General features: G+C 70.7%; 21 protein-coding genes, 1 tRNA gene and 1 other RNA gene. 9 read left to right on the top strand and 14 right to left on the bottom strand.

What is annotated here, in order from left to right:
- Positions 1-83: 83 nt before the first annotated feature.
- Entirely contained in the window at positions 84-2,051 is a 1,968-nt protein-coding gene (htpG, locus tag ABZX65_RS07540; RefSeq protein WP_355335968.1) for a molecular chaperone HtpG, read from the bottom strand.
- Between the two features lie 197 nt (positions 2,052-2,248).
- Here htpG and ABZX65_RS07535 point away from each other — a divergent pair, with 197 nt between their 5' ends.
- Positions 2,249-2,518, top strand: coding sequence for a DUF1905 domain-containing protein (locus ABZX65_RS07535; RefSeq protein WP_355335966.1), 270 nt, complete (start codon positions 2,249-2,251; stop codon positions 2,516-2,518).
- A gap of 95 nt (positions 2,519-2,613) precedes the next feature.
- On the opposite strand, the gene ABZX65_RS07530 is transcribed toward ABZX65_RS07535, so the two are convergent.
- The 3 genes from ABZX65_RS07530 to ABZX65_RS07520 form a co-directional block, all read right to left on the bottom strand.
- A complete protein-coding gene (locus ABZX65_RS07530; protein WP_355335964.1) occupies positions 2,614-3,219 on the bottom strand; it encodes a hypothetical protein in 606 nt (201 codons plus the stop codon).
- 128 nt (positions 3,220-3,347) lie between these two features.
- Positions 3,348-3,971 (bottom strand): GNAT family N-acetyltransferase, encoded by a 624-nt coding sequence (locus tag ABZX65_RS07525; protein ID WP_355335962.1) that lies wholly within the window; start codon positions 3,969-3,971, stop codon positions 3,348-3,350.
- Positions 3,972-4,155: 184 nt separating this feature from the next.
- Positions 4,156-5,541 (bottom strand): damage-control phosphatase ARMT1 family protein, encoded by a 1,386-nt coding sequence (locus ABZX65_RS07520; RefSeq protein ID WP_355335960.1) that lies wholly within the window; start codon positions 5,539-5,541, stop codon positions 4,156-4,158.
- Positions 5,542-5,777: 236 nt separating this feature from the next.
- Between ABZX65_RS07520 and ABZX65_RS07515 the strand changes: the two genes are divergently transcribed.
- The 4 genes from ABZX65_RS07515 (at position 5,778) to ABZX65_RS07500 (ending at position 10,885) form a co-directional block, all read left to right on the top strand.
- A complete protein-coding gene (locus ABZX65_RS07515) occupies positions 5,778-6,644 on the top strand; it encodes a sensor domain-containing protein (protein WP_355335958.1) in 867 nt (288 codons plus the stop codon).
- Between the two features lie 205 nt (positions 6,645-6,849).
- A complete protein-coding gene (locus ABZX65_RS07510) occupies positions 6,850-8,163 on the top strand; it encodes a serine/threonine-protein kinase (RefSeq protein ID WP_355336425.1) in 1,314 nt (437 codons plus the stop codon).
- A gap of 341 nt (positions 8,164-8,504) precedes the next feature.
- Positions 8,505-8,984, top strand: a complete 480-nt coding sequence (locus ABZX65_RS07505) for a universal stress protein (RefSeq protein WP_355336424.1) — start codon at positions 8,505-8,507, stop codon at positions 8,982-8,984.
- Positions 8,985-9,082: 98 nt separating this feature from the next.
- Positions 9,083-10,885, top strand: coding sequence for a prolyl oligopeptidase family serine peptidase (locus ABZX65_RS07500; protein WP_355335956.1), 1,803 nt, complete (start codon positions 9,083-9,085; stop codon positions 10,883-10,885).
- Between the two features lie 353 nt (positions 10,886-11,238).
- Here the strand turns inward: ABZX65_RS07500 and ABZX65_RS07495 are convergent, their stop codons facing one another.
- The 10 genes from ABZX65_RS07495 to ffs all read right to left on the bottom strand — a co-directional run bounded on the left by ABZX65_RS07495 (position 11,239) and on the right by ffs (position 21,823).
- Positions 11,239-12,144, bottom strand: a complete 906-nt coding sequence (locus tag ABZX65_RS07495; RefSeq protein ID WP_355335954.1) for an SURF1 family protein — start codon at positions 12,142-12,144, stop codon at positions 11,239-11,241.
- A gap of 199 nt (positions 12,145-12,343) precedes the next feature.
- The gene (locus ABZX65_RS07490; protein ID WP_355335952.1) at positions 12,344-13,747 is read right to left on the bottom strand and encodes a hypothetical protein; all 1,404 of its coding nucleotides are present in this window, start codon (positions 13,745-13,747) and stop codon (positions 12,344-12,346) included.
- Positions 13,744-14,373, bottom strand: a complete 630-nt coding sequence (locus tag ABZX65_RS07485; protein WP_355336423.1) for a SigE family RNA polymerase sigma factor — start codon at positions 14,371-14,373, stop codon at positions 13,744-13,746. The genes ABZX65_RS07490 and ABZX65_RS07485 overlap by 4 nt, the downstream gene beginning before the upstream one ends.
- Before the next feature lie 364 nt (positions 14,374-14,737).
- On the bottom strand, positions 14,738-15,799 hold the full coding sequence (locus ABZX65_RS07480) for an aspartate-semialdehyde dehydrogenase (RefSeq protein ID WP_355335950.1): 1,062 nt from the start codon (positions 15,797-15,799) through the stop codon (positions 14,738-14,740).
- Positions 15,796-17,118, bottom strand: a complete 1,323-nt coding sequence (locus ABZX65_RS07475; protein WP_355335948.1) for an aspartate kinase — start codon at positions 17,116-17,118, stop codon at positions 15,796-15,798. The genes ABZX65_RS07480 and ABZX65_RS07475 overlap by 4 nt, the downstream gene beginning before the upstream one ends.
- A gap of 172 nt (positions 17,119-17,290) precedes the next feature.
- Complete coding sequence (locus tag ABZX65_RS07470) at positions 17,291-17,956, bottom strand: DUF5063 domain-containing protein (protein ID WP_355336422.1); 666 nt, start codon at positions 17,954-17,956, stop codon at positions 17,291-17,293.
- A gap of 91 nt (positions 17,957-18,047) precedes the next feature.
- On the bottom strand, positions 18,048-18,647 hold the full coding sequence (gene recR / locus ABZX65_RS07465) for a recombination mediator RecR (protein WP_355335946.1): 600 nt from the start codon (positions 18,645-18,647) through the stop codon (positions 18,048-18,050).
- 55 nt (positions 18,648-18,702) lie between these two features.
- Positions 18,703-19,035 carry a YbaB/EbfC family nucleoid-associated protein gene (locus ABZX65_RS07460; RefSeq protein ID WP_355335944.1) on the bottom strand — a complete coding sequence of 111 codons (333 nt, stop codon included), beginning with the start codon at positions 19,033-19,035 and terminating at the stop codon, positions 18,703-18,705.
- Between the two features lie 277 nt (positions 19,036-19,312).
- Positions 19,313-21,703: a DNA polymerase III subunit gamma and tau gene (locus ABZX65_RS07455; protein ID WP_355335942.1), complete on the bottom strand. Its 2,391-nt coding sequence runs from the start codon at positions 21,701-21,703 to the stop codon at positions 19,313-19,315.
- A 29-nt stretch (positions 21,704-21,732) separates the two neighbouring features.
- Positions 21,733-21,823: signal recognition particle sRNA small type (ffs, locus tag ABZX65_RS07450), an RNA gene on the bottom strand.
- 76 nt (positions 21,824-21,899) lie between these two features.
- Between ffs and ABZX65_RS07445 the strand changes: the two genes are divergently transcribed.
- The 4 genes from ABZX65_RS07445 (at position 21,900) to ABZX65_RS07430 (ending at position 24,597) form a co-directional block, all read left to right on the top strand.
- Positions 21,900-21,987: transfer RNA gene (locus ABZX65_RS07445), tRNA-Ser, on the top strand.
- A 596-nt stretch (positions 21,988-22,583) separates the two neighbouring features.
- Positions 22,584-23,237 (top strand): hypothetical protein, encoded by a 654-nt coding sequence (locus tag ABZX65_RS07440; RefSeq protein WP_355335940.1) that lies wholly within the window; start codon positions 22,584-22,586, stop codon positions 23,235-23,237.
- A gap of 51 nt (positions 23,238-23,288) precedes the next feature.
- Entirely contained in the window at positions 23,289-23,918 is a 630-nt protein-coding gene (locus ABZX65_RS07435) for a hypothetical protein (protein ID WP_355335938.1), read from the top strand.
- 25 nt (positions 23,919-23,943) lie between these two features.
- Positions 23,944-24,597 carry a hypothetical protein gene (locus ABZX65_RS07430; protein WP_355335936.1) on the top strand — a complete coding sequence of 218 codons (654 nt, stop codon included), beginning with the start codon at positions 23,944-23,946 and terminating at the stop codon, positions 24,595-24,597.
- Positions 24,598-24,787: the final 190 nt, after the last annotated feature.

Raw genomic sequence — 24,787 nt, 5'->3', positions numbered from 1 at the left:
GCGTACTGGGGCTCACGCGGAGAGCCGGGGGCCGTACGGCGATCCGTACGGCCCCCGGCTCCAGCGCCCTCAAGAGCCCTGTCTCACAAGGTGCGTTCGAGGCGGTCCGCGACCAGCTTCACGAAGCGGGAGGGGTCGGGGAGTTCGGCGCCCTCCGCCAACAGGGCGAGCTGGTGGACGAGTTCGGTGGTCTCTTCGAGGGCCGGGTCGTCGGGACGCTCGGCGTGGGTGCGGTTGAGGCCGACGACCAGCGGGTGCTTGGGGTTGAGTTCGAGAATCCGCTTGGCATGCGGGATCTCCTGGCCCATGGCGCGGTAGATGTTCTCCAGCGCCGGTGACACGTCGTTGGTGTCCGAGACGACGCAGGCGGGCGAGACGGTGAGCCGCGAGGAGAGGCGTACGTCCTTGACCTGCTCGCTCAGCAGTTCCGTCATACGGGCGAGCAGGCCCGCGAACTCCTCCTGCTGCTTCTCCCGTTCGGTCCCCGCCTCCTGCTTCTCCTCCTCCGTGCCGAGGTCGACCTCGCCCTTGGCGACGGAGCGGAACTGCTTGCCGCCGAACTCCGGTGCCGTGTCGACCCAGACCTCGTCCACGGGGTCGGTCAGCAGCAGCACCTCGATGCCGCGGGCCTGGAACGCCTCCATGTGCGGGGAGTTCTCGACGGCCTGCCGCGATTCGCCGGTGACGTAGAAGATGTGCTCCTGGCCGTCCTTCATCCGCTCGACGTACTGCGCGAGCGTCGTCGGCGCGTCCTTGTCGTGCGTGCTGGCGAAGGAGCTGACGCCGAGGATCGCGTCACGGTTCTCGAAGTCGCCGAGCAGTCCCTCCTTCAGGACGCGGCCGAACTCCCGCCAGAATGTGGCGTATTGCTCGGGCCGCGCGGCCATCATGTCCTTGACCGTCGACAGCACCTTCTTCGCCAGCCGCCGGTGCATCAGCTCGATCTGGCGGTCCTGCTGGAGGATCTCGCGCGACACGTTCAGCGAGAGGTCCTGCGCGTCGACGACTCCCTTGACGAAGCGGAGGTACGGCGGCATCAGCGCTTCGCAGTCGTCCATGATGAAGACGCGCTTCACGTAGAGCTGGACGCCGCGCTTGTAGTCGCGCATGAACAGGTCCTGCGGCGCGTGCGCCGGGATGAACAGCAGCGCCTGGTACTCGAAGGTGCCTTCCGCGTGGAGGCGGATGATCTCCAGCGGGTCGTTCCAGTCGTGGCTGATGTGCTTGTACAGCTCGTGGTAGTCGGCGTCGCTGACCTCGTCGCGGGAGCGGGCCCACAGGGCCTTCATGGAGTTCAGCGTTTCGAGCCGGGGCTCGGGCTTGGGAGCCGCCGCGTCAGTACCGTCCTCGGCGTCGCCTTCGGTGTCGGTGTCGGTATCGGCGTCGCCTCCGGGCGCGGGCTCCGCGGCCATCCTGATCGGCCAGGTGATGAAGTCCGAGTACCGCTTGACGATTTCCTTGATCTTCCACGGTGAGGTGTAGTCGTACAGCCGGTCCTCGGCGTCCTCCGGCTTCAGCCGCAGCACGATCGCCGTCCCCTGCGGGGCGTCCTCGACGGTCTCCACGGTGTACGTCCCCTCACCGCTGGACGTCCACCGCGTGCCCTCGGTCTCCCCCGCGCGCCGCGTCAGCAGCGTGACCTCGTCCGCCACCATGAAGCTCGCGTAGAACCCGACCCCGAACTGCCCGATCAGGCCCTCGGCGGCGCCCGCGCCCTCGGCCTCCTTCAGCTCCCGCAGGAACTTCGCCGTCCCCGAGTTGGCGATCGTCCCGATGAGCTGGACCACTTCCTCCCGGGACATCCCGATCCCGTTGTCCCGCACGGTGAGCGTACGGGCCTCCCGGTCCACCTCCAGCCCGATGTGCAGGTCCGACACGTCCACGTCCAACTCGCTGTCCCGCAGCGCTTCGAGCCGCAGCTTGTCCAACGCGTCCGAGGCGTTGGACACCAACTCGCGCAGGAACACATCCTTGTTGGAGTAGATCGAGTGGATCATCATCTGCAGAAGCTGACGCGCTTCCACCTGGAACTCGAACGTCTCGGTCGGCATGGTCCGCTGTTCCTTCTCACATCACCGGCTGACAGGCACTGACCGCAGCACTGTAGATGAGCCCCCGCCGCCCGCACGTCAGCCTTCGCGGCCCGCGATGAGTTTCCGCCTCGCCGCCGGTCCTACCTGGGTGAACGCCCGCGGACGTCCCCGGCCGGGGCGCGCCACCGAAAGCTCCTGAACAGGCGGTATCCACGATGGACAAGCGATTCACCGCGACCCTGCTGAAAAGCCCGAACAAGGGCGGCTGGACCTACGTCGTCTGGCCCGAGTCCGCCGCCTTCTTCGGCACCCGCGGCCTCGTCAAGGTCCGCGGCACGATCGACGGCCACCCCTTCCAGAGCTCCTTCATGGCCCTCGGCGACGGCACCCACAAACTCCCCGTCACCGCCGAGCTGCGCAAAGCCATCGGCAAACAAGAGGGCGACACCGTCACGGTCCACCTCCAAGAGCGCCTCCCCTCCTAGCCCCGCCCCGCCCCCAAAAAACCACAAGGCGGGTACCCGAACGGTGCTAGAGGGGTGCCGAGTTGGCGGACCTGCGCGCTCGCGGTCGCGCGCCGCTATGACGTATGCGCGCCGCCCGCGATCGCGGCTCTGACGACGGTGGCGGTGTCGAAGGCGTCGCCCAGGGAGCACAGCACGTCGCCGTCTATCGCGTGCAGTTCGAGGCGGTGGACCTGACGCGTCGTGCCGCCCTGGCCGATGGCGACGGAGTCCTCGCGCTCGACGACGCGGATGTCCGGCCAGGGGTGGACGTCGATGCGGGCCGGGCGGGTGATGACGATGCCGCCGTCGAAGACGTGCAGCCGCGGGATGCGGTTGTCGCGGCGCTTCTCGTAACGGAACGCGGTGATCGGCAGCGCGAGGGCGAGGACGAGGAAGGTGACGCCGATCGAGGTGACCACCGGGTTGTACGGGTGGAGGACCAGGCCGATGCCGGGCGCGAGCAGGACGACCGCGAGGCCGAAGGCGACGCAGCCGACGTCACCGCCGCCGAGCGCGTGGACGGCGCGGGACTCGCCGAAGCCGTGCCGTTGGGCGAGTCGGGCGACTTCGCGCAGGGTGGCCGGGCCGTTCGTCCCCGCCGCGTCCCGCGAACCGCCGCCCGTATCCGTACCCGTACCCGTACCCGCATTCGTACCTGCTGCCGCTCCCGTGTCCGTCATCGCCCCGCCGCCTCTCCCCCGCGCGCGGCCGCGTACCAACGGCCGTGCCTCTCCTGCTCCTTACCCGCGGGCGGGGGTGCCGTACCTCCGCCTAGGAGGTACGGCTGCCTGTACGGCTGCGCGTACGCCTATACGGCCGCGGCGCGCGGCTCGCGCCACATCGGCCACATGTGAGGCCCGTCCGGGAGGTCGATCGTGCGGCCGGTGAAGACGAAGCCGAGCCGCTCGTACAGGCCGCGGCTGCGCTCGCTGCTGGCCTCCAGATACGCGGACAGGCCGTCGCGGTCGCAGCGTTCGAGGACGGCGGAGATCAGTTCGGTGCCGCGGCTCTGGCCCTGCAACTCCGCGTCCACGGCGATGAGCAGCAGGTATTCGTGGGCGGGGCCCGTGGGGTGGCCCTCGCCGAGGATGCGGGCGATCTGCTCGACGCGCTCGTTGTCCGGGTCGACCGCCTCGCGGAAGGCGGCGGGGTCGTCGTCGTCCGCGTGCGCCTGGGCGTCCTCGGGCGCGTCGGTGGTCGCGGGTATCGACATCCACAGGGCGACCGCCTTGCCGTCCTCCGTCATGTCGACGTAGCCGTCGGCGAGTACCTGGTCGGCGAAGGCGCCCATCAACGACGCGTGCTTGCGCAGCCGGTGCTCCGGGTCGGGGAAGACCCAGCTACTCACGGGGTCGTTCCTGAACACCTTGTCCAGCACCCCGACCACGACCTCCCGGTCGTCCGCCCCGGCCCTCCGGATCGCCACACCCATCGCCCTGTCCGCCCTTCACGTCGTCGTCCTGTGTCGTCTCACGTTGTCGGTGCGCGCTGCACCGTACGCGTCTGATCAACTGATCATGCGCGTACGGCGGTTGCAGCCTAGAGGGTGCGGCCCGGTGTGTCCGGGCGTGCCGGGGAAGAGGGCGGAGACGGTCCTTCCCCGCGGGGCCGGAGCTTCAGACCGTACGCACCTGGACGACGGCGTACGTCCCGCTCGTACGCCAAGCCCCGCCGTTCGCCGCGCTGTTGGCGTCGAGCGCGGTGACCGTACCGGCGTCGAGGCCGACGATCACATCGGACTTGAGGGTGCGCAGGGCGGCCAGCGGACTCGGGAAGTAGCCGGTGGGCAGGGAGAATTCGGTCGTCGGGGGCCACAGGCGGTCGCCCACCAGGCGGCGGTAGTTGAGGTCGCCCTTGAGCACCGTCAGTGTGGCGCGGCCCAGTTCGGCCCGCAGATCGGCGGGCATGTCGGCGTACGGCAGCGGCGCGCAGGCGAACGGGTGTGCGCGGACGGCGAGTCGGCCGGTGCCCATCGCCGACCACAGCCGCGCGCCCGTCTCCCGCGCTCTGCGGCCCGGCGCCTGCCCGATCCGGCGCAGGCAGTCGACGACGTCCGAGGTCGTCGCGTCCGAGACGAAGTACGGGTACGGCTTCACGTGCAGGACCGCGGTGGCGGCGCGGCCGGTGTGCAGGAGATGGTCGATCAGGATCAGGTCGGGGATCAGCTCGCGGCCCGCGTTGTCGGCGATCACGGTCACTGCCGCGGTGCCGGGCGGGGCGGCGGCGAGGTGCCGCCAGAGGACGGCGCTGTCGTCGGCGAGGAGGTTGTCGGAGGGGGTGCTTGTGGGGGCGTGGGTGGGGGACGCGTTCACGGAGGGCGTGTTCGTGGAGGACGTGTTCGCGGAGGACGCTTCCGCCGTAGGAGCTTCTGCCGAAGGCGCTTTCGTGGAGGACGCGTTCGCCGTAGACCCGCGCGCCGTAGACCCGTTCGCGGAGATGCGGAAGCCGAGGTCCGCGCGGTTGCCCCACAGGGCGCCTTGGAGGACGGCGCGGTCCCGGTCGTCGGGGGCGAGGTCGTCGAGCGCGTCGAGGGCGGCCAGTTCGTCGGCGACCTCGGGCCCGGTCAACTCGGCCCGCTTGAACGGCCCGAAGGGGTCGACGCCCTGCCACGGCCCCGGCCCGAAGTAGCCGACCGCGTCGAGCAGCCTGCGGTAGAAGTAGCTCTCGGCCCACAGGAAGGGCACCTCGTACCACGACGCACGGCCGACGTACGCCTCCGCGCCCCATCCGGCCCACCGTCGGACGTCGTCGGCGCGGGTGCGGGTGTCGGTGCCGGTGTGGGTGCCGGTGTGGGTGTCGGTGCCGGTGTGGGTCGACAGCGGGCCGATCGGCGGGCCCGAGGTCGCGTCGGCCGAGGCGGGCGCGGCCGTCTCCTCCGCGAGCGCGTCGAGTGCGCGGCGCTGCTCGGGCGGGTACGGGAAGGCGTCCGCGACCTGCCTGATCAACGCCGGGTGGCGGTCGGCCAGCACGCTCCTGGCGAAGGAGCCGGGCGTACCGCTCATGACGACGGGGGCGGCGGGGGCCGCGGGGTCTGACAGGCCGGCGGGGTCTGACAGGCCGGATGGGCCGGATTCGGGCGGGACGTCTCCTGTTTCGCGCACCGTTCAAGAATGGCAGGGGGTGGGGCTGGCCCCACCCCCGACCGGCCGGGCTGCCGGATGCCGCGAGAGGGGTGCCGAGCGGGATCGTCTAGGTATCAGGACGGAACGGTCCCCACCGCGATGATTCGAGGCCAGCGATGACCGCCAGCACATTCCCCCACGCCACTCAGAGCGCCGCCGCTCAGGCGTCCGCCGCGCAGACATCCGCCACTCAGGCCGCCGCCACTCAGGCGTCCACCGCGCAGCCGCACTCCTCTCCTCCCGCCGCCGCGTCGCAGGCCCGGCCCGGCCTGCTGTCGGCTCCGGACGCCGGGCATCCCGCGTACGGTTCGCCCGCGAAGGGTCCAGGACCCGGCCGCGTCCCGCCCGGCTTCTGGCGCGCGCCCTTCTCCGCCGTCACCTTCCGCGAGGTCGGTTACACGCTCACGTCGCTGCCGATCGCCATCGCCGGATTCGTCTTCGCCGTCACGATGTTCGCCGTCGGCACCAGCCTCGTCCTCACCGCGATCGGGGTGCCCGTCCTGGCCGCGATGCTGACCGGGGCCCGCGCGCTCGGCGGCGCCGAACGCGCCCGCGCCGGGAGCCTGCTCTCCCTCCGCGTCGGCGAGCCCGCCCCCGTACCCGCGCCCCGTACCCCCGGCCGCTGGGCCGCCATGACCGCCAGGCTCCGCGACGCCTCGGCCTGGAAGGCCCTCCTCTTCCAGGTCCTCATGTTCCCCTGGCGCGTCGCGAGTTTCGTCCTCACCCTGACCTTCCTCGTCACCGGCTGGACCGTCGCCCTCTACCCCGCCTACGCGTGGGTCTTCCCCCGTTACGTCGACTGGCCCGGCTACCGCCTCTTCGAGTACACCTCCGGCGGCGTCCACCACGCCTACTACCTCTCCTCCCCCCTCCAGATCGCCGGCGCCTCCCTCCTCGGCCTCCTCCTCGTCTTCCTCACCCCGCCCCTCGTCCGCGCCCTCACCACCGTCGACCGCGCCGCAATCCGCTCCCTGCTGTCGTAGGGCGGGGCCCGCACCCGCGCGAAATGAGGGACCGCACTCCGCAGAGGGGCCGTCATACTGGGCGCCTGGCCAGACGGGGGACGCGAGGAGGCGGCTGGGCGTGCACGGCCCGAACGACACGAGCGGCACGAGCGATACGAACGGCGCGAGCGCCTCGAACGGCTCCAACGGCACAGCGACAGGCGCCGACGCGAAAGCGACCCGCATCGGAAGCTACGTCGTCGTTCGCAAGCTCGGCGAAGGCGGAATGGGCCTGGTGTACCTGGCCCGTTCGCGGGGAGGCCGCCACGTGGCGGTAAAGGTGGCGCGGCCGGAACTGGCCGCGGACCCGTCCTTCAGGGAGCGCTTCCGCGCCGAGGTCGCCGCGGCGCGCATGGTGGGCGGTTTCCATACGGCGCCGGTGGTGGATGCGGACCCGGACGCGGAGGCCCCGTGGCTGGCGACGGCGTACGTGCAAGGTCCGACGCTCGGCCAACTGCTCGCCGCGCGGGGCCCGATGGGCGAGGAACAGCTCAAGGCGCTGGGCGCCGCGCTCGCCGAGGCGCTGGAGGCGATCCACCGCTGCGGTCTGGTGCATCGCGATCTCAAACCAGGCAACATCATCATGGCCGAAGACGGCCCGCGCGTACTGGACTTCGGCATCTCACGCGCCGTCGAGAACACCCGGATCACCACCACGGGCACCTCCTTCGGCACCCCCGGCTTCCTCGCCCCCGAGCAGGCCGAGGGCCGTGACGTGGACGGCGCCGCCGACATCTTCGCGCTCGGCGCGGTCCTGGTGGCCGCCGCGGGCGGCAGCGCCTTCGGCGGCGGCACGCCGGTCGCCCTGATGTACCGCTCCGTGCACCACGAGGCCGACGTCTCCGCCGTCCCGGAGGCGATCCGCCCGATGGTCGCGGCCTGCCTCACGAAGGAGCCGTCCCACCGCCCGAGCACGGACCAACTCCTCGACTGGTTCGGCGATTCGGGTACGGCCGAGGCGGGTACGGGCGACGCCCCGCACCGCACCGGGGACGCGGCCCCCCGTACCTCGGACCCGCGGACTCCCGTACCCCCGCCTCCTCCGGCCGCCGCCAACCCGTACGCCTCAGGGGCCGTTCCGCCGCCTCCCTCGTACGCGCCCGGCGTCCCCGGTCCGTCGATCCCGCCGTCGACCCCGCCGTCGACCTCGCTGGCCACGGCCTACCCGGCGCATTCGCCCGCCCCGGTCCCGGGCGTCCCGGCCTGGTCGCCGGAGGACGACGTCCCCGAATTCCTGGCGATGGACCGGAAGAACGCACTACTTGCGGACGATTACGGCATCTCCCTCGGCGAGAACGGCCAGACCGTCGACCTCCCCTGGCCGATGATCCGTTTCGCCGAGTGCGTCGTGGAGGACCACGAATCCGTCTTCCGGATGGCCGTCGTCCTGACGAACGGCACCATCCGCACCGGCCGCGTGTCCAGCCGCAGCCTGGCCGAACTGACCGAGTGGGCCATGCGGTTCACCCTGGTGCGCGACCGCTACCTCCGCCAGTAGCCGTTTCCCACGGCCGCAGCGGTGAGCCGCGCGGGCGCCAACTCCGTATCCAGCGGAGGCGCGAAGGCCCCGCGCCTCCGCTTCCACGACGGCTCGGAGCCGCGCGCGCCGCCCCGGCCCGGAAGCCGGACGCGTATCCGACGCGGACCGGCGACCGCCCGAAATGCCCCGCCACGCACCGCTTGTCACGCACGCTTGGCGTGTGGGCCGGCCGTTTCCGGGTCGGACGGGCAAGCGAGGCGAGGGAGACGGCCATGGGCGAGGCGGCGCGGAACACGGAGACGGGCACGGCAGCGGGCGCGGGTACGGGCACGGGCACGGGCTCCGGCGAGGGCTCCGGTATCGGCTCCGGTACGGGCACGGCCGCAGGCAGGATCGTCGTCGGGGTCGACGGCTCGGAACCGTCGCTCAAGGCGCTGCGCTGGGCCGCGCGGCAGGCGGCCCTGACCGGCGCCGCGCTGGAAGCGGTCATCGCGTGGGAGATGCCGTCGGCGTACGGCTGGGCCGGGCTGCCGGGGCTGCCCGACGACGTCGATCTGGAGGCCAACGCGGACCAGATCCTGGCGCGGGCCGTCGAGGCGGCCCTCATGCCCGAACAGGCCGCGGCCGTCACCCGCCGTACCGTGCTCGGCAACCCGGCCCAGGCCATCCTCGACAGCGGTGAGGGCGCCGACCTGATCGTGGTGGGCGTGCGCGGCCACGGCACCTTCCGATCCACCCTCCTCGGCTCGGTCAGCCACACGGTCACCGTGCACGCCTCGTGCCCTGTCGTGGTCGTACGCGGCACGGCGGGCACGGCCCCTGCGGGCGGCGCGTCGTAGCGGCGGGGCGATGATCCGCGGCGGCCGGGGCACGGAGTTATCCACAGGCTGTGAAGAGTGGGTGCCCGAATGTGGTCGGGGCGGAGCATCATGGGGGCATGAACGAGATCACCGGATCCCCGGCGGGGTCCATGCCGGAGTGGGAGAAGCGCTTTCGGGCGCCGCGGGTCGGGCTGCCCGAGTGGGCCGAGGACGCCCCGGACCGCAGCCTGTTCGTGTCGAACGTGACGGGGACGTACGAGCTGTACGCCTGGGACCGGACGACGGGCGGGCGACGGCAGGTCACCGACCGGCCGAACGGGACGACGGACGGCACGCTGAGCCGGGACGGCGCGTGGGTGTGGTGGTTCTCGGACACGGACGGGGACGAGTTCGGGATATGGATGCGGCAGCCCTTCGCGGGCGGTGAGGACGTACCAGCGGCGCCCGGTCTGGAGGCGTCCTACCCGGCCGGTCTCGCGCTGGGCCCCGGCGGCCTGGCCGTGGTCGGACGGTCCACCGACGACGAGGGCACGTCGGTGTACGTGGTGCGGCCGGACAGCGAGCCGGTCGAGGTCTACCGGCACGCGGAGTCGGCGAGCGTCGGCGACCTCTCGGAGGACGGCACGCTGGTCGTGATCGAGCACACCGAGCACGGCGACGCGATGCACAGCGCGCTGCGGGTGCTGTCGGTCGCGGACGGCTCGACGGTCGCGGAGCTGGACGACACCGACGGCGGCCGGGCCGAGCTGGGCCTGGACTGCCTGGGATTCGCCCCCGTCGTCGGCGACACCCGCCTCCTGGTCGGACACCAGCGGTCCGGCCGCTGGCTGCCGATGATCTGGGACACCGCGACCGGCGTGGAGACGCGGCTGGCCATAGACCTGCCCGGTGACGTGCACGCCGAGTGGTATCCGGACGGCTCGGCGCTGCTGGTCGTCCACGACTACCAGGCGCGCGGCGAGATGTTCCGGTACGACCTGGCGGCCGGCACCCTGGCGCGGCTCGACACCCCGCCGGGTTCGGTCAGCGGCGCCACCGCCCGGCCCGACGGGACGGTGGAGTACCTGTGGTCGTCGGCGCAGCGCCCGCCCGCGGTGCGGTCCACGACCGGCGCCGTCGTGCTGGAGGCGCCGGGGCTGCGGGCGCCGGAGTCGGTGCCGGTGGAGGACGCGTGGGTGGAGGGTCCCGGCGGCCGGATCCACGCGCTGGTCCAGAAGCCGGTCGGCGAGGGGCCGTTCCCGACCGTGTTCGAGATCCACGGCGGTCCCACCTGGCACGACTCGGACTCCTTCGCGGCGGGTCCCGCGGCCTGGGTCGACCACGGCTTCGCGGTGGTCCGGGTCAATTACCGCGGTTCGACCGGCTACGGCCGGGAGTGGACGGACGCGCTCAAGCACCGCGTCGGCCTGATCGAGCTGGAGGACATCGCGGCGGTCCGCGAGTGGGCCGTGACCTCGGGCCTCGCCGACCCGCGGCGGCTGGTCCTGTCCGGCGGCTCCTGGGGCGGCTATCTGACCCTGCTGGGCCTCGGCACCCAGCCGGAGGCGTGGACGGTGGGCATAGCGGCGGTCCCGGTCGCCGACTACGTGGCCGCCTACGCCGACGAGATGGAGGCCCTCAAGTCACTGGACCGCACCTTCTTCGGCGGCTCCCCCGAGGAGGTCCCCGACCGCTTCGAGGCGTCCTCCCCGCTCACCTACGTCGAGCGGGTCGCCGCCCCCGTCTACATCAGCGCGGGCATGAACGACCCGCGCTGCCCGATACGCCAGATCGACAACTATGTCGAGCGGCTGCGGGAGCTGGACAAGCCGCACGAGGTGTACCGGTACGACGCGGGGCACGGTTCGCTGGTCGTGGAGGAGCGGATCAAGCAGGTCCGTCTGGAACTGGCCTTCGCGCTGAAACACGCGGGCGGGTAGGCGGCAGGGCGGTGGCCCCGGGGTTGGACCGGCCCGGATCCGACCCCAGGGCCAGCCCCGGGCCTCCGGCCAAGCGGCCGGGCGGGCGGATGCGCGTACGGCCGGACAGCTGGACGTGCGCCTCGGCGGACGAAAGGCGTCCGGACAGTCAGCCGGGCCAGCGCACGGCTGGACATGCGGCTGGACGTGCGGCCAGGGTGCGCCTCGGCGTCCGGCCCTGGGCGTCGGCGGACGCAGACGCGGTGACCACAGCGTCCGCCCGGCCCGCGCCGGAAGCGTCCGGCCCTAGGCGTCGGCGGACGCAGACGCGGTGACCACAGCGTCCGGCCGGTCCGCGCCGGAGGCGTCCGGCCCTAGGCGTCGGCGGACGCAGACGCGGTGACCACAGCGTCCGCCCGGTCCGCGCCGGAGGCGTCCGGCTCTGATTCCGCCTTCGGCCCGGACCCCGGCTCGTCGTCACCGTCGTCGGGGACAAGACCCAGCGCGGCGTCGGCGCGTGTCTCGGCCTCGCGGCGGGCCAGTCGGAACCACATGAAGACGACGAAGCCGGCGAAGACGAACCACTCACCGGTGTAGCCGAGGTTCTGGAACGCCTTGATGTCCAGGCCGCTGTTGGGGGCCGCCGCCGGGGGCACCGCCTTCAGCGGCGCGGCGGGGTCGCTCGCGGTGATCCAGCCGCTGTAGACGGGGTAGGGCAGCACATTGACCAGCGAGGCGGCGCTGATCATGCCGAGCTGTCCGGAGGGCAGCGCGCCGTTGGACTGCACGCCGTCGGTGCCGGTGCTCTCCGGGTACTGGAGGGCACCGGTCACGGTGACCTCGCCGGTCGGCGCGGCCGGTACGGCACCGGTACGCGCGGCGGCGGAGGCGTCGCCCGGCAGCCAGCCGCGGACGACGGGCAGGGCGGCGCCGTCCGCGCCGACCCGCAGGGGGGTCAGTACGTAGTAGCCGTCGTGGCCGTCGAGGGTGCGGCCGGGGACCAGGAGCTGATGGGAGGAGTCATAGCGGCCGGTCGCGCTCACCGAGCGCCCTGAGGCGCCGTCGGGCACCTGGGTGCGCGGCTGCGGCAGCAGTGTCGCCAACGGCACCGCCGCCTCGGCGACGGCCTTGCCCTGGGCGTGCTCGGCGCTCTTGTGGGAGTCGACCCGCAGCTCGAACCGGCTCAACTGCCAACTGCCCATGAAGACGCAGAACGGCACGGCGAGCAGTGACAGCACGCTGACCGCCAGCCAGCGCGGGGTGAGCAGGAACCGGTACACACCACAACGGTACGGGGGGCCGTTCGCGGCCCCGCAACCGGGGACCCGCACCGGCCCGGAGCCGACGCCGGGCGCGCGGCCAGGCGCAGGGCTCGGCCCCCGGTGACCAGGAGCGCCGGTCCTGGTCCCGCGAGGTGCGGGGAGGGGGTCCGGGGAGAGTTCCCCGAAGTCGCCGAAGTACCCGCAGTGCCCGGAGGCCCTACGAGCCGGAGCCGGTCGCTCCCGAGTCGGTTCCGGTGCCGCCGCTCGTCCCCGTACCGGGGGTGGTGTTGCCGCTGGTGGTGCCGGGGAGCGCGGCCGTCGTGTAGAGGGTGCCCGCGCAGGCGTTCTGGATGACGGGGCCGTCGACGACGGGGGCGCCCGCGGCCGGGGTGTGGTTGAGGGCGACGCTGCCGGGGGGCGGGCTGGTCGGCGGGTCACCGCTGCCCAGCTGGGTGGAGGCGCCGTTGCTGCCGCTGCCACTGCCCGTGCCGGTGCCCGGGTCGGAGCCGGTGGGGCCGCCGGTGCTCGCGGGGTCGCTCGACGTCGGCGTGGGTGTCGGGGTGGTCGGCGGCGTGGTGGGCGTCGTGGGGCAACCGCCGGTGCCGTTGCCCGCGGGGATCCACGCGAACTGCACCTCGTAGGTGTCGCCCGGTGCGAGCACCACGGGTCCGTCGACGCCGGAAGGCAGCCTGCTCGCCGGGTCACCCGGGGTGTGGCCGACGACCTGGATACGGGAGGGGTCGGCCGAGCCCTCGGCGAGGACCTGCACCTGCCCGCTGCCGGGGACCGTACAGGGGACGCCGGAGACGTTGGCGACGCGGAACCAGCCGTAGACGCGGCCGGAGGAGTCCGGGGAGTCGGCGGAGCTGGTGCCCTGGCCGAGCTGGACGCTGGAGCAGTCGGGCGCGGAGACCGCCGCCGAGTCCGAGGGGGTGGTGGTCGCGGGCGGCGGATCGTCGGTGGGGCTCTTCGTCGAGGTGCCCGCGCCGCCGGTGCCGGTGGCCGCCTGGCCCGAGGAGGGGCCGCCCGCCCAGTAGTTGGTGTGGCCGTCCTGGCCGGGGGCGGAGGCGTGGGTGCTGGAGACGTTCGCCGGGAGGGCGTTGGTGCTGCTGGAGGTGTCGGCGGCGTGGATCAGCGCGGGCACCGCCATGCCGGCCAGGACCACGGCCGCGGCGGCACCGGCCAGCGCCTGCCGACGGTGCTGCCTGCGGGCCGGGACCGCGCGCCGCAGGTGGTCGAGCGCCTCGGGGGACGCCTCTATGCCCTGGACGGCGTTGTGCAGCAGCGCCCGCAGCGCCGCCTCCTCCGGGGTGTGCTCGACGCCGTCGGCACTGTCGAGGTCGAGTTCGAGACTGGCGAAGTCGAAGCCGCCGTCGAGGCCGAAGAGGCCGTCGGCACCGGAGCCGTAGCCGGATGCACTGTCGGAGCCCGAGGCGGAAGTGCGGTCGGCGCCGGAGCCCGAGGCGGAAGCGCCGTCCGAGCCCGAGGCGTCAGCGGCGTCGGGGGAGCCGAAGCCCAGGTCGCGGCCCCGGCCCTCGCCGTGGTCCGCGCCCTTGCCCTGGTCCTGATCCTGGTTCTTGTTCTGGTCTTCCATACCGTGCGCGTCGTCGGGGGTGGTCATGCCGTCGCCTCCATCGCGACGCGCAGCGCCGCGATGCCTCGCGAACCGTACGCCTTCACCGAGCCCAGGGAGATACCCAGGGTCTCGGCGACCTGCGCCTCGGTCATGTCGGCGAAGTATCGCAGCACCAGCACCTCGCGCTGCCTGCGCTGAAGCGTACGCATCGCGGCCTTGAGCTGGTCGCGCTCCAGGATCTCGTACGCGCCCTCCTCCGCGCTCGCCATGTCGGGCATCGGCTTGGAGAGCAGCTTCAGGCCCAGGATGCGGCGGCGCAGGGCGGAGCGGGAGAGGTTGACGACCGTCTGGCGCAGATAGGCCAGGGTCTTCTCCGGCTCGCGGACCCGGCTGCGGGCGGAGTGCACCCGGATGAACGCCTCCTGGACCACGTCCTCGCAGGAGGCCGTGTCGTCCAGCAGCAGCGCGGCGAGGCCGAGCAGTGAACGGTAGTGCGCGCGGTAGGTCTCGGTGAGGTGGTCGACCGTGGTGCCTACTGCCATCGCCGAGTCAGAGTCCTCGCCTTCCGCGGCCGTGACCCGCACGACCGGCCAGGGCGCGATCACCGGGATGCCACCGGAGAGCGCACCGGACGCCGACGTGCGTGGACGCGGCAGCCGGGGCGGCGTGATCGTCCCGTGCCGTCCGAATGCCGTCTCGATACCCAGTGCCTCCGCCACGACTGTTGGACACGCATCCCCCCCTCAGGGTTGTACGCGCAAGACACGCCGCTCGACGGAGCGTCAAATATCCCCATGCGTACCAGCTCTTCCTCAACGCCCTGTTTGCACCGACGCTTCCCCCCGGACCACGCTCGGTGTGCAGCACCTTAGGGACCAGACCATAGGGCAGTGCGCTGACACAAAGACGCTCCCCCGAGCGAGTCGGTTCCCGCGGGGGAATGCAAAGTCTCCAACGTTCGGGTACGTGAGTTCAAGTGGTCCAGACCAGCAACTTCGTCCCCGGGCACATTGCCGAGGACGCGCCCGAGCGGCCTCAGACGGCGATGTCCGCCGCCACCACCTCGGCGATCTGGACGGCGTTCAGCGCCGCGCCCTTGCGCAGATTGTCGCCGCAGACGAACAGTTCGAGGGCGCACGGGTCGTCGAGCGAGCGCCGTACGCGCCCCACCCACGTGGGATCGGTGCCGACCGCGTCCGCGGGCGTCGGGAACTCACCCTGCCCCGGGTCGTCGGAGACCACGACACCCGGCGCGTTCCGCAGGATCTCGTGCGCCCGCGCGACCGTCACCTCGTTCTCGAACCGCGCGTGCACCGACAGCGAGTGGGTCGTGATCACCGGCACCCGTACGCAGGTCGCCGTGGCCCGCAGACGGGGCAGCCCGAGGATCTTGCGCGACTCGTTGCGTACCTTCATCTCCTCCGACGACCAGCCGTCGTCGCCCGCGAGCGAGCCCGCCCACGGCACCACATTGAGCGCCAGCGGCGCCGCGAACGGCCCGAAGTCGCCCACCGTGCGGCGCAGATCGCCCGCCTGCGTGCCCGCGTCCGTCCCCGCGACCTTCGTCATCTGGTCGCGCAGCGCCGCGATCCCGGCCTGCCCGGCGCCCGAGGCCGCCTGGTACGACGAGACGATCAGCTCGGTCAGCCCGAATTCGGCGTGCAGCGCCCCGACCGCCACGATCATCGACAGCGTCGTGCAGTTGGGATTGGCGACGATGCCGCGCGGGCGCATCCGTACCGCGTGCGCGTTGACCTCGGGCACCACCAGCGGCACCTCGTCGTCCATCCGGAAGGCGCCCGAATTGTCCACCACGACCACGCCCTTGGCCGCCGCGATCGGCGCCCACCGCGCGGCCACCTCGTCGGGCACGTCGAAGAGCGCGACGTCGATCCCGTCGAAGGCCGCCTCGTCGAGCGCGACGACCTCCGCCTCGGTACCGCGCACCGGCAGCAGCCGCCCGGCCGAGCGCGCGGACGCGACCAGCCGGATCTCCCCCCACACGTCCTGGCGCGTGCTGAGGAGTTCGCGCACCACCGTGCCGACCGCTCCCGTCGCCCCCACCACGGCGAGCGACGGTCGCGGCGCGGCGCTCATCGCCCGGTCCCTCCGTAGACGACCGCTTCGTCGCTGTCGCTGTCCAGGCCGAACGCCGAGTGCACGGCCTGCACGGCGGGCTTCACGTCGTCGACCCGGGTCACCACCGAGATACGGATCTCGGATGTCGAGATCAGCTCGATGTTGACGCCCGCGTTGGACAGCGCCTCGAAGAAGGTCGCCGTGACACCGGGGTTGGTCTTCATGCCCGCGCCGACCAGCGAGATCTTGCCGATCTGGTCGTCGTAGCGCAGCGAGTCGAAGGCGATGACCGTCTGCGCCTTGGTCAGCGCCGCCATCGCCTTCTGGCCCTCGGCCTTGGGGAGCGTGAAGGAGATGTCGGTGAGCGCGGTGGCCGCGGCCGACACGTTCTGGACGATCATGTCGATGTTGATCTCGGCGTCCGCGATGGCCCGGAAGATCGTCGCCGCCTCGCCCGGCTTGTCCGGCACGCCGACCACCGTGATCTTGGCCTCGGACGTGTCGTGCGAGACGCCGGAGATGATCGCCTGCTCCATCGGACTGTCTCCCTGTGCTGACTCGTACGCGGCACGCGCTTGCTGCGGTCGCGGAAGGTTCGCGGGCCGTTCGCTGCTCACCCAGGTGCCGGGCAGCCCGGAGAACGACGACCGTACGTGGATCGGGATGTTGTAGCGGCGCGCGTACTCCACACACCGGTGCAGCAGCACCTTGGAGCCGGAACTGGCCAGCTCCAGCATGTCCTCGAAGGCGATCCAGTCCATCTTGCGGGCCTTCTTGACCACCCGCGGGTCGGCCGTGAAGACGCCGTCGACGTCCGTGTAGATCTCGCACACCTCGGCGTCCAGCGCCGCCGCCAGCGCCACCGCGGTGGTGTCGGAGCCGCCGCGCCCGAGCGTGGTGATGTCCTTCTTGTCCTGCGAGACGCCCTGGAATCCGGCGACGATCGCGATGTTGCCCTCGTCAAGCGCCGTACGGATACGGCCGGGCGTGACGTCGATGATCCGCGCCTTGTTGTGCACCGAGTCGGTGATCACCCCGGCCTGGCTGCCGGTGAACGACTGCGCCTCGTGCCCGAGGTTCTTGATCGCCATCGCCAGCAGCGCCATCGAGATGCGCTCACCGGCGGTCAGCAGCATGTCGAACTCGCGCCCCGCGGGAATCGGTGACACCTGCTCCGCGAGATCGATCAGCTCGTCCGTCGTGTCGCCCATCGCGGACACCACGACGACCACTTGGTGGCCCGCCTTCTTGGTGTCGACGATCCGTCGGGCGACGCGCTTGATGCCTTCGGCATCGGCGACGGAGGAGCCGCCGTACTTCTGCACGACAAGGCCCACGTGCGCTCCTCGCTCAGGGATTCCCAGGGGGTGCCGGGGGATTTCCAGGGGTTGTTGCGGTCGGCCCAGTTTAACGAGCAGGCACGATCCGCCCCGCACGTATCGCATGGTGAGATACGTCGCCCGAGGCGTGATCAGCCGCAAGTTTTACGGCCGGAGGCGCGGGGGCGTCCTACGTCGCCGGGCGCAGCCCCAGCGTCCCCAGCTCGGCCTCCATGACCTTGCCCGCCTCCTCGGCCAGCTCCTCCTCGTCGTCCCCGTCGCCGCCGGTGTCCAGGCCGTCCAGCTCGTCCAGCGGGCTGTCCAGCCGTACGTGGGCCACGAGCGACTGGAGCGCGCGCAGGCTGGCACTGGCCGTGGAGCCCCAGTTGGACAGGTACGAGAACTGCCACCACCACAGCGCCTCGGAGATCCTCCCGGCCCTGAAGTGCGCGAGGCCGTGTGTGAGATCGGCCACGACATCGGCCATGTCGTCGGAGATACGGCAGGCCACCGGCGTCGACCGCGGCACGTACGGGTCGAAGACCTCGGAGTAGACGTCGATCGGTTCGAGGAGTGCCGCGAGCCGCTGCCGCAGGTCGTCCTCGTCCGGCTCGGGACCGACGTCCGGCTCGTACCGCTCGTCCGGGACGATGTCCTCGTGCGCGCCGAGCCGGCCGCCGGCCAGCAGGAGCTGCGAGACCTCCAGCAGCAGGTACGGGACCGCGCTGTCCGGATCGTCGCCCTTGGCGACCTCGCGGACCGAGAGGATGAAGCTCTCGATCTGGTCCGCGATCTGTACGGCGAACTCGTCCGGTTCCTGCTCCGTGCCCGCCACGTCCTGTGCCCGACCCCGCATCTGGTCCTGCTTCTGCTTCCGGTCCTGCCTCTGGCCCTGCGCCTGAGCCTGCTTCTGGCCCTGGTCCTGGTCCTGCTTCTTCGTCACGGTCTCAGACATCCAGCAACCGCCTCCCTTCGAAGGCCCGCCCCAGCGTGACCTCGTCCGCGTACTCCAAGTCACCGCCCACGGGGAGGCCGCTGGCCAGTCGCGTGACCCGCAGTCCCATGGGCTTCACCATCCGGGCCAGGTACGTCGCTGTCGCCTCGCCCTCCAGATTCGGGTCCGTCGCGAGGATCAGCTCGGTGACGGTGCCGTCCGCGAGACGGCTCAGCAGCTCCCTTATCCGCAGGTCGTCGGGGCCGACGCCCTCGATCGGGCTGATCGCGCCGCCGAGCACGTGGTACTTCCCGCGGAACTCGCGGGTCCGCTCGACCGCCACCACGTCCTTCGGCTCCTCGACCACACAGATCACCGAGGGGTCGCGGCGCGGGTCACGGCAGACCCGGCACTGCTCGTCCTGCGCGACATTGCCGCACACCCCGCAGAACCGCACCTTCGCCTTCACCTCGGACAGCACGTGCGCGAGGCGCCGTACGTCCGCCGGATCGGCCTGAAGGATGTGGAAGGCGATCCGCTGGGCGCTCTTGGGACCCACGCCGGGCAGCCTGCCCAGTTCGTCGATCAGGTCCTGGACCACGCCTTCGTACACGCCGACGAGCCTTCCTCACGGTTTCCGCGGTTCTCCGGTGGGGTTTCCGGAGGGGTCAGAACGGGAGGCCGGGCATGCCGCCCAGCCCCTGGGCGAGCGGGCCGAGCTTGGCCTGCTGGATCGCCTGCGCCGCCTCGTTCGCGTTGTGCACTGCGGCGACCACCAGATCGGCGAGCGTCTCGGTGTCGTCGGGGTCGACCGCCTTGGGGTCGATGACCAGGCCGCGCAGCTCACCGGCGCCGGTCACCTTCGCGGTGACCAGGCCGCCGCCCGCGGTGCCCTCGACCTCGGTCTCGGCCAGCTCCTGCTGGGCCGTGGCGAGGTCCTGCTGCATCTTCTGGGCCTGCTGGAGCAGCGCCTGCATGTTCGGCTGACCACCGGGAATCACGGTTTCACTCCTGACTGGCGTCTGCGGTGCGGTGCCACCTTTTTCGTGACAGGGCGAGCCTACGTGTTCGTACGGCCCAGCGCCCTACGCCGTACGGAGGATCGGAACCGGGCGGAGACCACCCGACGGGAGTACAACGCGTCCACCAGCGGTGGGGTGCCCGAATCCGGTGGTGAACTCGGCCGGGGACGGGTCGGGTCGTGGGCCGAGTCCTGGGCCGCGGACGAGGTCGGGCCCCGCGCCGTGCCCTGTGCGCCGCGCTGAGGGCGCCGCGCCCTCAGTCGTGCGCGATCTCCTCTATGACCGTGGCCCCCAGCTCCCGCACGAAGAGGTCGTGGCCGCTGAGCGCGGAGTCGACGAGATCCGGGTCGTCGTCCTCGGGGACGTCGTCCTCCAGCGGAGGCGGCATGTCGTCCATGGGGGGCGGCCCGGACTGGTAGGACGCGGACGGCGCCTGGGACGAGGAGTGGGACTGGTACTGACCTTGGCCCGGCCCCTGGTCGTGCCCGTATCCCTGTCCCTGGCCCTGGGACGAGGGGGGTCCGGCCTGGAAGTCCGGTCTCGGGGCGCCCTGGGGCCGGTCCTGCCCCTGGCGACCGGCCGACGGCTGCGGCGGGCTCGAGGGGCGGGGGGCGCCACCGCCGCCTCCGTAACCGCCGCCTCCGCCCTGCCCGCCCGCTCTCCCGGCGCCGCCGCCCCCGTTCGGGGCCACGATGGCCTCGATCTTCCACTGCACGCCGAGCGCGTCGCTGATGGCGGCCTTGAGTACGTCCTCGCTGCCGCTGTTCGCGAAGCTGTTGCGGGCGCCGGGGTTGTCGAAGCCGACCTGGAGGGTCTCCCCGTCGAAACCCGCCACCTGGGCGTTGTTGAACAGCAGCATCCAGGTCAGGCGGCGGCGGTTCTTGACCGCCTCCAGGATGTCCGGCCACATCTGGCGCACCCGGCTGGGGTCGCCGAGCGAGGCGGTCGGGGCGGGGGCCTGGGTCTGGGCCTGGGCCGGTGGGGTCTGCGGCGCGGCGGGCGGGGGCGCCTGAGCCGGGGGCTGCGCCGGGGTCCGGTTCTGCGGCTGGCCGGGCGAGGCGGCGGACGGCCAGGCACCGGGGCGCTGGGCGGGGGGTGCCTGGGCGGGCGGCACCTGGGCCGGGGGTGTCTGGGCGGGGGGCGGCGGCACGGGCGGTGCGGCGGGCGCGGCGGCCTCGGCGGCGGGTGCCTCGGAGGGTACGTACGCGGGTACGGCGGGGGCCGGGGGCTGGGCCTGCGGTTGGACCTGGTGCGAGGGCGGTGCCTGGGCGGGGGCGTACGCCGTACCGTTCTCGCCCGAGGTACGGCCGCCGCCGAGTGCGGCTCTGGCGGCGGCGGGTCCGACGGCCTGCGGCGCGCCCGTGCCCGTACCCGTACCCGTACCCGGACCCGTACCCGTACCCGTACCCGTGCCGCTGGACGGGCCGCCGCCCTGGGCGAATCCGGCGGAGACCCCGGCGGCGACGCCGCGCTCCAGCCGTTCCAGGCGGGCCTGCAACGAGCGCTCGTCCTCGTAGGCGGCGGGCAGCAGCACGCGGGCGCAGATCAGCTCCAGTTGGAGGCGGGGCGAGGTGGCGCCGCGCATCTCCGTCAACCCCGTATTGACCAGGTCGGCGGCGCGGCTCAGCTCTGCGGCGCCCAGCACGGAGGCTTGCGCCTGCATCCGCTCCACCACGTCGCGCGGCGCGTCGATGAGGCCCTTGTCCACGGCGTCCGGGACGGCCGCGATGATCACCAGGTCCCGTAGCCGTTCCAGCAGGTCGGCGACGAAACGGCGCGGGTCGTGCCCGCCCTCGATCACCCGGTCGACGATCTCGAAGACCGCCGCCCCGTCCCCCGCCGCGATCCCGTCCACCACCTCGTCGAGCAGCGCGGCGTCCGTGTAGCCGAGCAGCGCGGTCGCCATGGCGTACGTCACGCCGTCGGCCGCCGCGCCCGCCAGCAACTGGTCCATGACCGACATCGAGTCACGTACCGACCCGGCCCCGGCCCGTACGACCAGCGGATACACCCCGTCCTCCACGGCGATGGCCTCGCGCTCGCACACCTGCGCCAGGTAGTCGCGCAACGTGCCGGGCGGCACCAGCCGGAACGGATAGTGGTGCGTACGCGACCGGATCGTGCCGATGACCTTCTCCGGCTCGGTGGTCGCGAAGATGAACTTCAGGTGCTCCGGGGGCTCCTCGACCACCTTCAGCAGGGCGTTGAAGCCCTGCGGGCTGACCATGTGGGCCTCGTCGATGATGTAGATCTTGTACCGACTGCTGGCCGGGCTGAAGAACGCCTTCTCCCGCAGATCACGGGCGTCGTCCACACCGCCGTGCGACGCCGCGTCGATCTCGATCACGTCGATCGACCCCGCGCCGCCCCGCGCCAGGTCCACGCACGACTGGCACACCCCGCACGGCGTCGGCGTCGGCCCCTGCTCGCAGTTCAGGCACCGCGCCAGGATCCGCGCGCTCGTCGTCTTCCCGCAGCCTCGCGGCCCGCTGAACAGATACGCGTGATTGACCCGGTTGTTCCGCAGCGCCTGCTGCAACGGGTCAGTGACGTGCTCCTGTCCGATGACCTCGGCGAAGGACTCGGGACGGTAGCGGCGGTACAGAGCAAGGGACACGCCTACGAGGTTATCCGGGCCCACCGACATCCGGCCCCGTCATCCCCGCCGGCCCACGCAAAGACCCCCCACGCACCCGCCAGAGCCCACCTACCCTTGCTGCCTTCCGGCCCTGGGGGAGTTCAGCGAGATAGCGCCACGTGAGGGGCTGCCGCCCACCCTACCCGATCCCCCACCCCCCCATCGAGTTCGCAACCACCCCCCCACGCCCTGTACTGTTCCTCCCGGAGGATTCGCCTAGTGGCCTAGGGCGCACGCTTGGAAAGCGTGTTGGGGGCAACCCCTCACGAGTTCGAATCTCGTATCCTCCGCCAGTGCCTCACCGGGCACGATGTCGAAGGGCCCCCTCGTCCGCGAGGGGGCCCTTCGACATCGTGGTCTCAGTTCTGGTCTCAGTTGACGCCCTGTGCACTACGCGTTCGAGGTCCGCAGGGTCATGACCGCATTACTCGGCTATCTCCGCACGGGCACGACCGCAGAGCGAGCGGTGCCCGGCGGCCCTGGAATTCCGCAACCGGCCCCGGCGGCTTCTACCGACGCCCGCGCTTCGGTGGACCGAGGAGTTCAAGCGATGCGTGGCGTACAGGACCTGCACTCGGAGCTGGCGGCGTACCTCGGGCGGAGCATTGAGTACCTCGAAGATGTCCTCCACGACGTCGAAGCGGTCGCGAAGCAGCTTGGTCGAGCCACCACGACGATCGCTGCTTGAAGGGATGGTCGAGCACGAGACTGACGTGTGGGCCGCCGCCATGAAGCACCAACTCGAGGCTGCCACCCGGGTCGCCGAAGCTTGGCGCTCCCAGATGGAGGGTCTGGAGTCGTAGGTCGGGGAAACCACCTGTCTGCGGCCGCAGGGTGGTTGTAGGCTCGCCTGTTCAGCTCTTGACAACTGACGGACGGAGGCAGGGCGTTGGCGGACATTAGAGCGCTGATAGAACAACTGCACTTCTTGATCGGATCATCTCAGACCTATGTTGCGAACGATGGTTGGACCTTTTCCAGCGGCGACCAATCTGACCCCGTAGCGCTTTGCAATCGACTTGATTCTGCGATCGAACGAATTGCGCTACCAGGCTCGCCGTATATCAAACAGTTGGAGGCTGCTCGCCGTCTTCCACAGCCGTACAAGCTCACGGAGACGCGCGCCGTTGCATTGGGCTTGCGCGACGACATGATCGCCGGATGGTTTACGTCTACGGTTGAGCTTGTACATGCCGAGACACACAGCGACTATCTTGAAATGTCGGAAACACTGCTTCGGTCGGGGTACAAGGATGCGGCTGCCGTCATTGCAGGGACAGCCCTTGAGGTTCATATCCGTGCACTTTGTGTAAAGCATGGCGTTGACACGGAGGTAGCTGACGGAGCACCGAAGAAGGCAACCGCCATGAACGCCGAACTCAAGAAGGCTGACGTCTATGCGACGTTGCAAGAGAAGCAAGTTACCGCTTGGATGGATCTCCGGAACCAGGCCGCACATGGAAACTACAAAAAGTACGAAATCAATGAAGTCCGAGCACTGGCAAGCGGCGTCCGAGAGTTCATGCTCAGGTACCCGGCGTAGCCTGTCCAACAGATATAAACCTACGGAGGCACGACGTTGACTATCAACGACATGGTGAAGCAGCTCGATGAGCTGATCAAAGAGGCTGAGAAGCTGACGGGGACGAAGGTGCGTTATGACGACCCAAAAATCCCGCGAGTTCAGATCCTCGCGAACCGCTTGGAGGCTGCGGTTACTCGACTTACAATGCAAGGGTCGGTATACGCACAACAGCTCAAGCGGGGTAGCGGATTTAGCGCTCAAGCACGTATGGAGCACAATCAGCAGGTCGCCGTTACCTTGCGGGATGACCTCCAAGCCGGCTGGACCGAGACGGTAGTCGAACTAGTGCATGCCGACACCTACGGCGACTACTTGGAAATGGCCGATGCGCTACTCGCAAAGGCATACAAGGACCCTGCGGCGGTCATCGTGGGTACGTCGCTTGAAGTCCACCTGCGCGCATTGTGCGTGAAGAACAACATCGCGACGGTCGTCGGTGCCAACCACAAGAAGGCCGACACCATGAACGCCGACCTCAAGAAAGCGGGCGTCTACGACGGGCTGCAGCAAAAGCAGATCACCGCGTGGCTGGACCTGCGCAACAAAGCAGCTCACGGCAACTACGCCGACTACGACAAGGAGCAGGTCGGACTATTCGTAGACGGCGTGCGGGCGTTCATCATCAAGTACCCGGCGTAAACAAGAGGGGCACGAACGGGGAGACATGCAGGACCTGGAAAGCATGGTGTTTCAACTGGACGACCTGATCGTCATCGCCGACAAGGTGATCGATGAAGACTGGAGCGACGATAACCCGAGGGGAAACCGTTTGGCGCGGATCGCATGCAACCGTCTGGAGGCCGCGATCAACCGGATCGCCCCCACTGGTACGCTTTACGTGGCGCGGCTCGACGAGTGGCAGAACGAAGTCTTAGAGATGAAGTTCGAAGACGTCTATAGCATCGCCGTAGCGCTGCGGGACGACCTCAAAGCGGGCTGGGTCAGGTCCGTCGTGGAGTTGGTACACGCGGACACGTATGACGACTATCTCCTTATGGCGTCGTATCTTATCGAGTCCGGTTACAAGGACGCGGCGGCCGTCATCGTGGGAACCTCGCTCGAAGTGCATGTGCGGTCCCTGTGTGCGCGGCATGGTGTTGAAATCACCCTGCCGAAGGGATCGCCGAAGAAGGCGGACGTCATGAACGCCGACCTCAAAAAGGCTGGCGCCTATAACGACTTGCAGCAGAAGAGTGTGACGGCCTGGTTTGGGCTCCGCAACAAAGCAGCTCACGGAGACTACGACGACTACGATGAGCGCGATGTGCTGCACCTCATTCAAGGCGTCCGTGACTTCATCCTGAAGTACCCGGCGTGACGTGGGCGAACCCCGTAGGGCACGGTTAGGCCAACCGTAGGTCTGCCCCTGCACCCGTAGCTAATCTTGACGAGCAAGAACGCCATGGCCGATCCGGACGGAGGATGGACGGTGGAGCTAGCTCAACGAAACTACGAAGCCTGAAGCCACCCGAGGCTTTTCTCAGGTGGCTTCAACCCACTCGACCGAG

This window comes from Streptomyces sp. NPDC003300, from assembly GCF_040610915.1.
Taxonomy (GTDB): Bacteria; Actinomycetota; Actinomycetes; order Streptomycetales; family Streptomycetaceae; genus Actinacidiphila.
The sequence above is the reverse complement of the archived record's forward strand: the minus strand, read 5'-3'. Positions and strand labels throughout refer to the sequence as shown.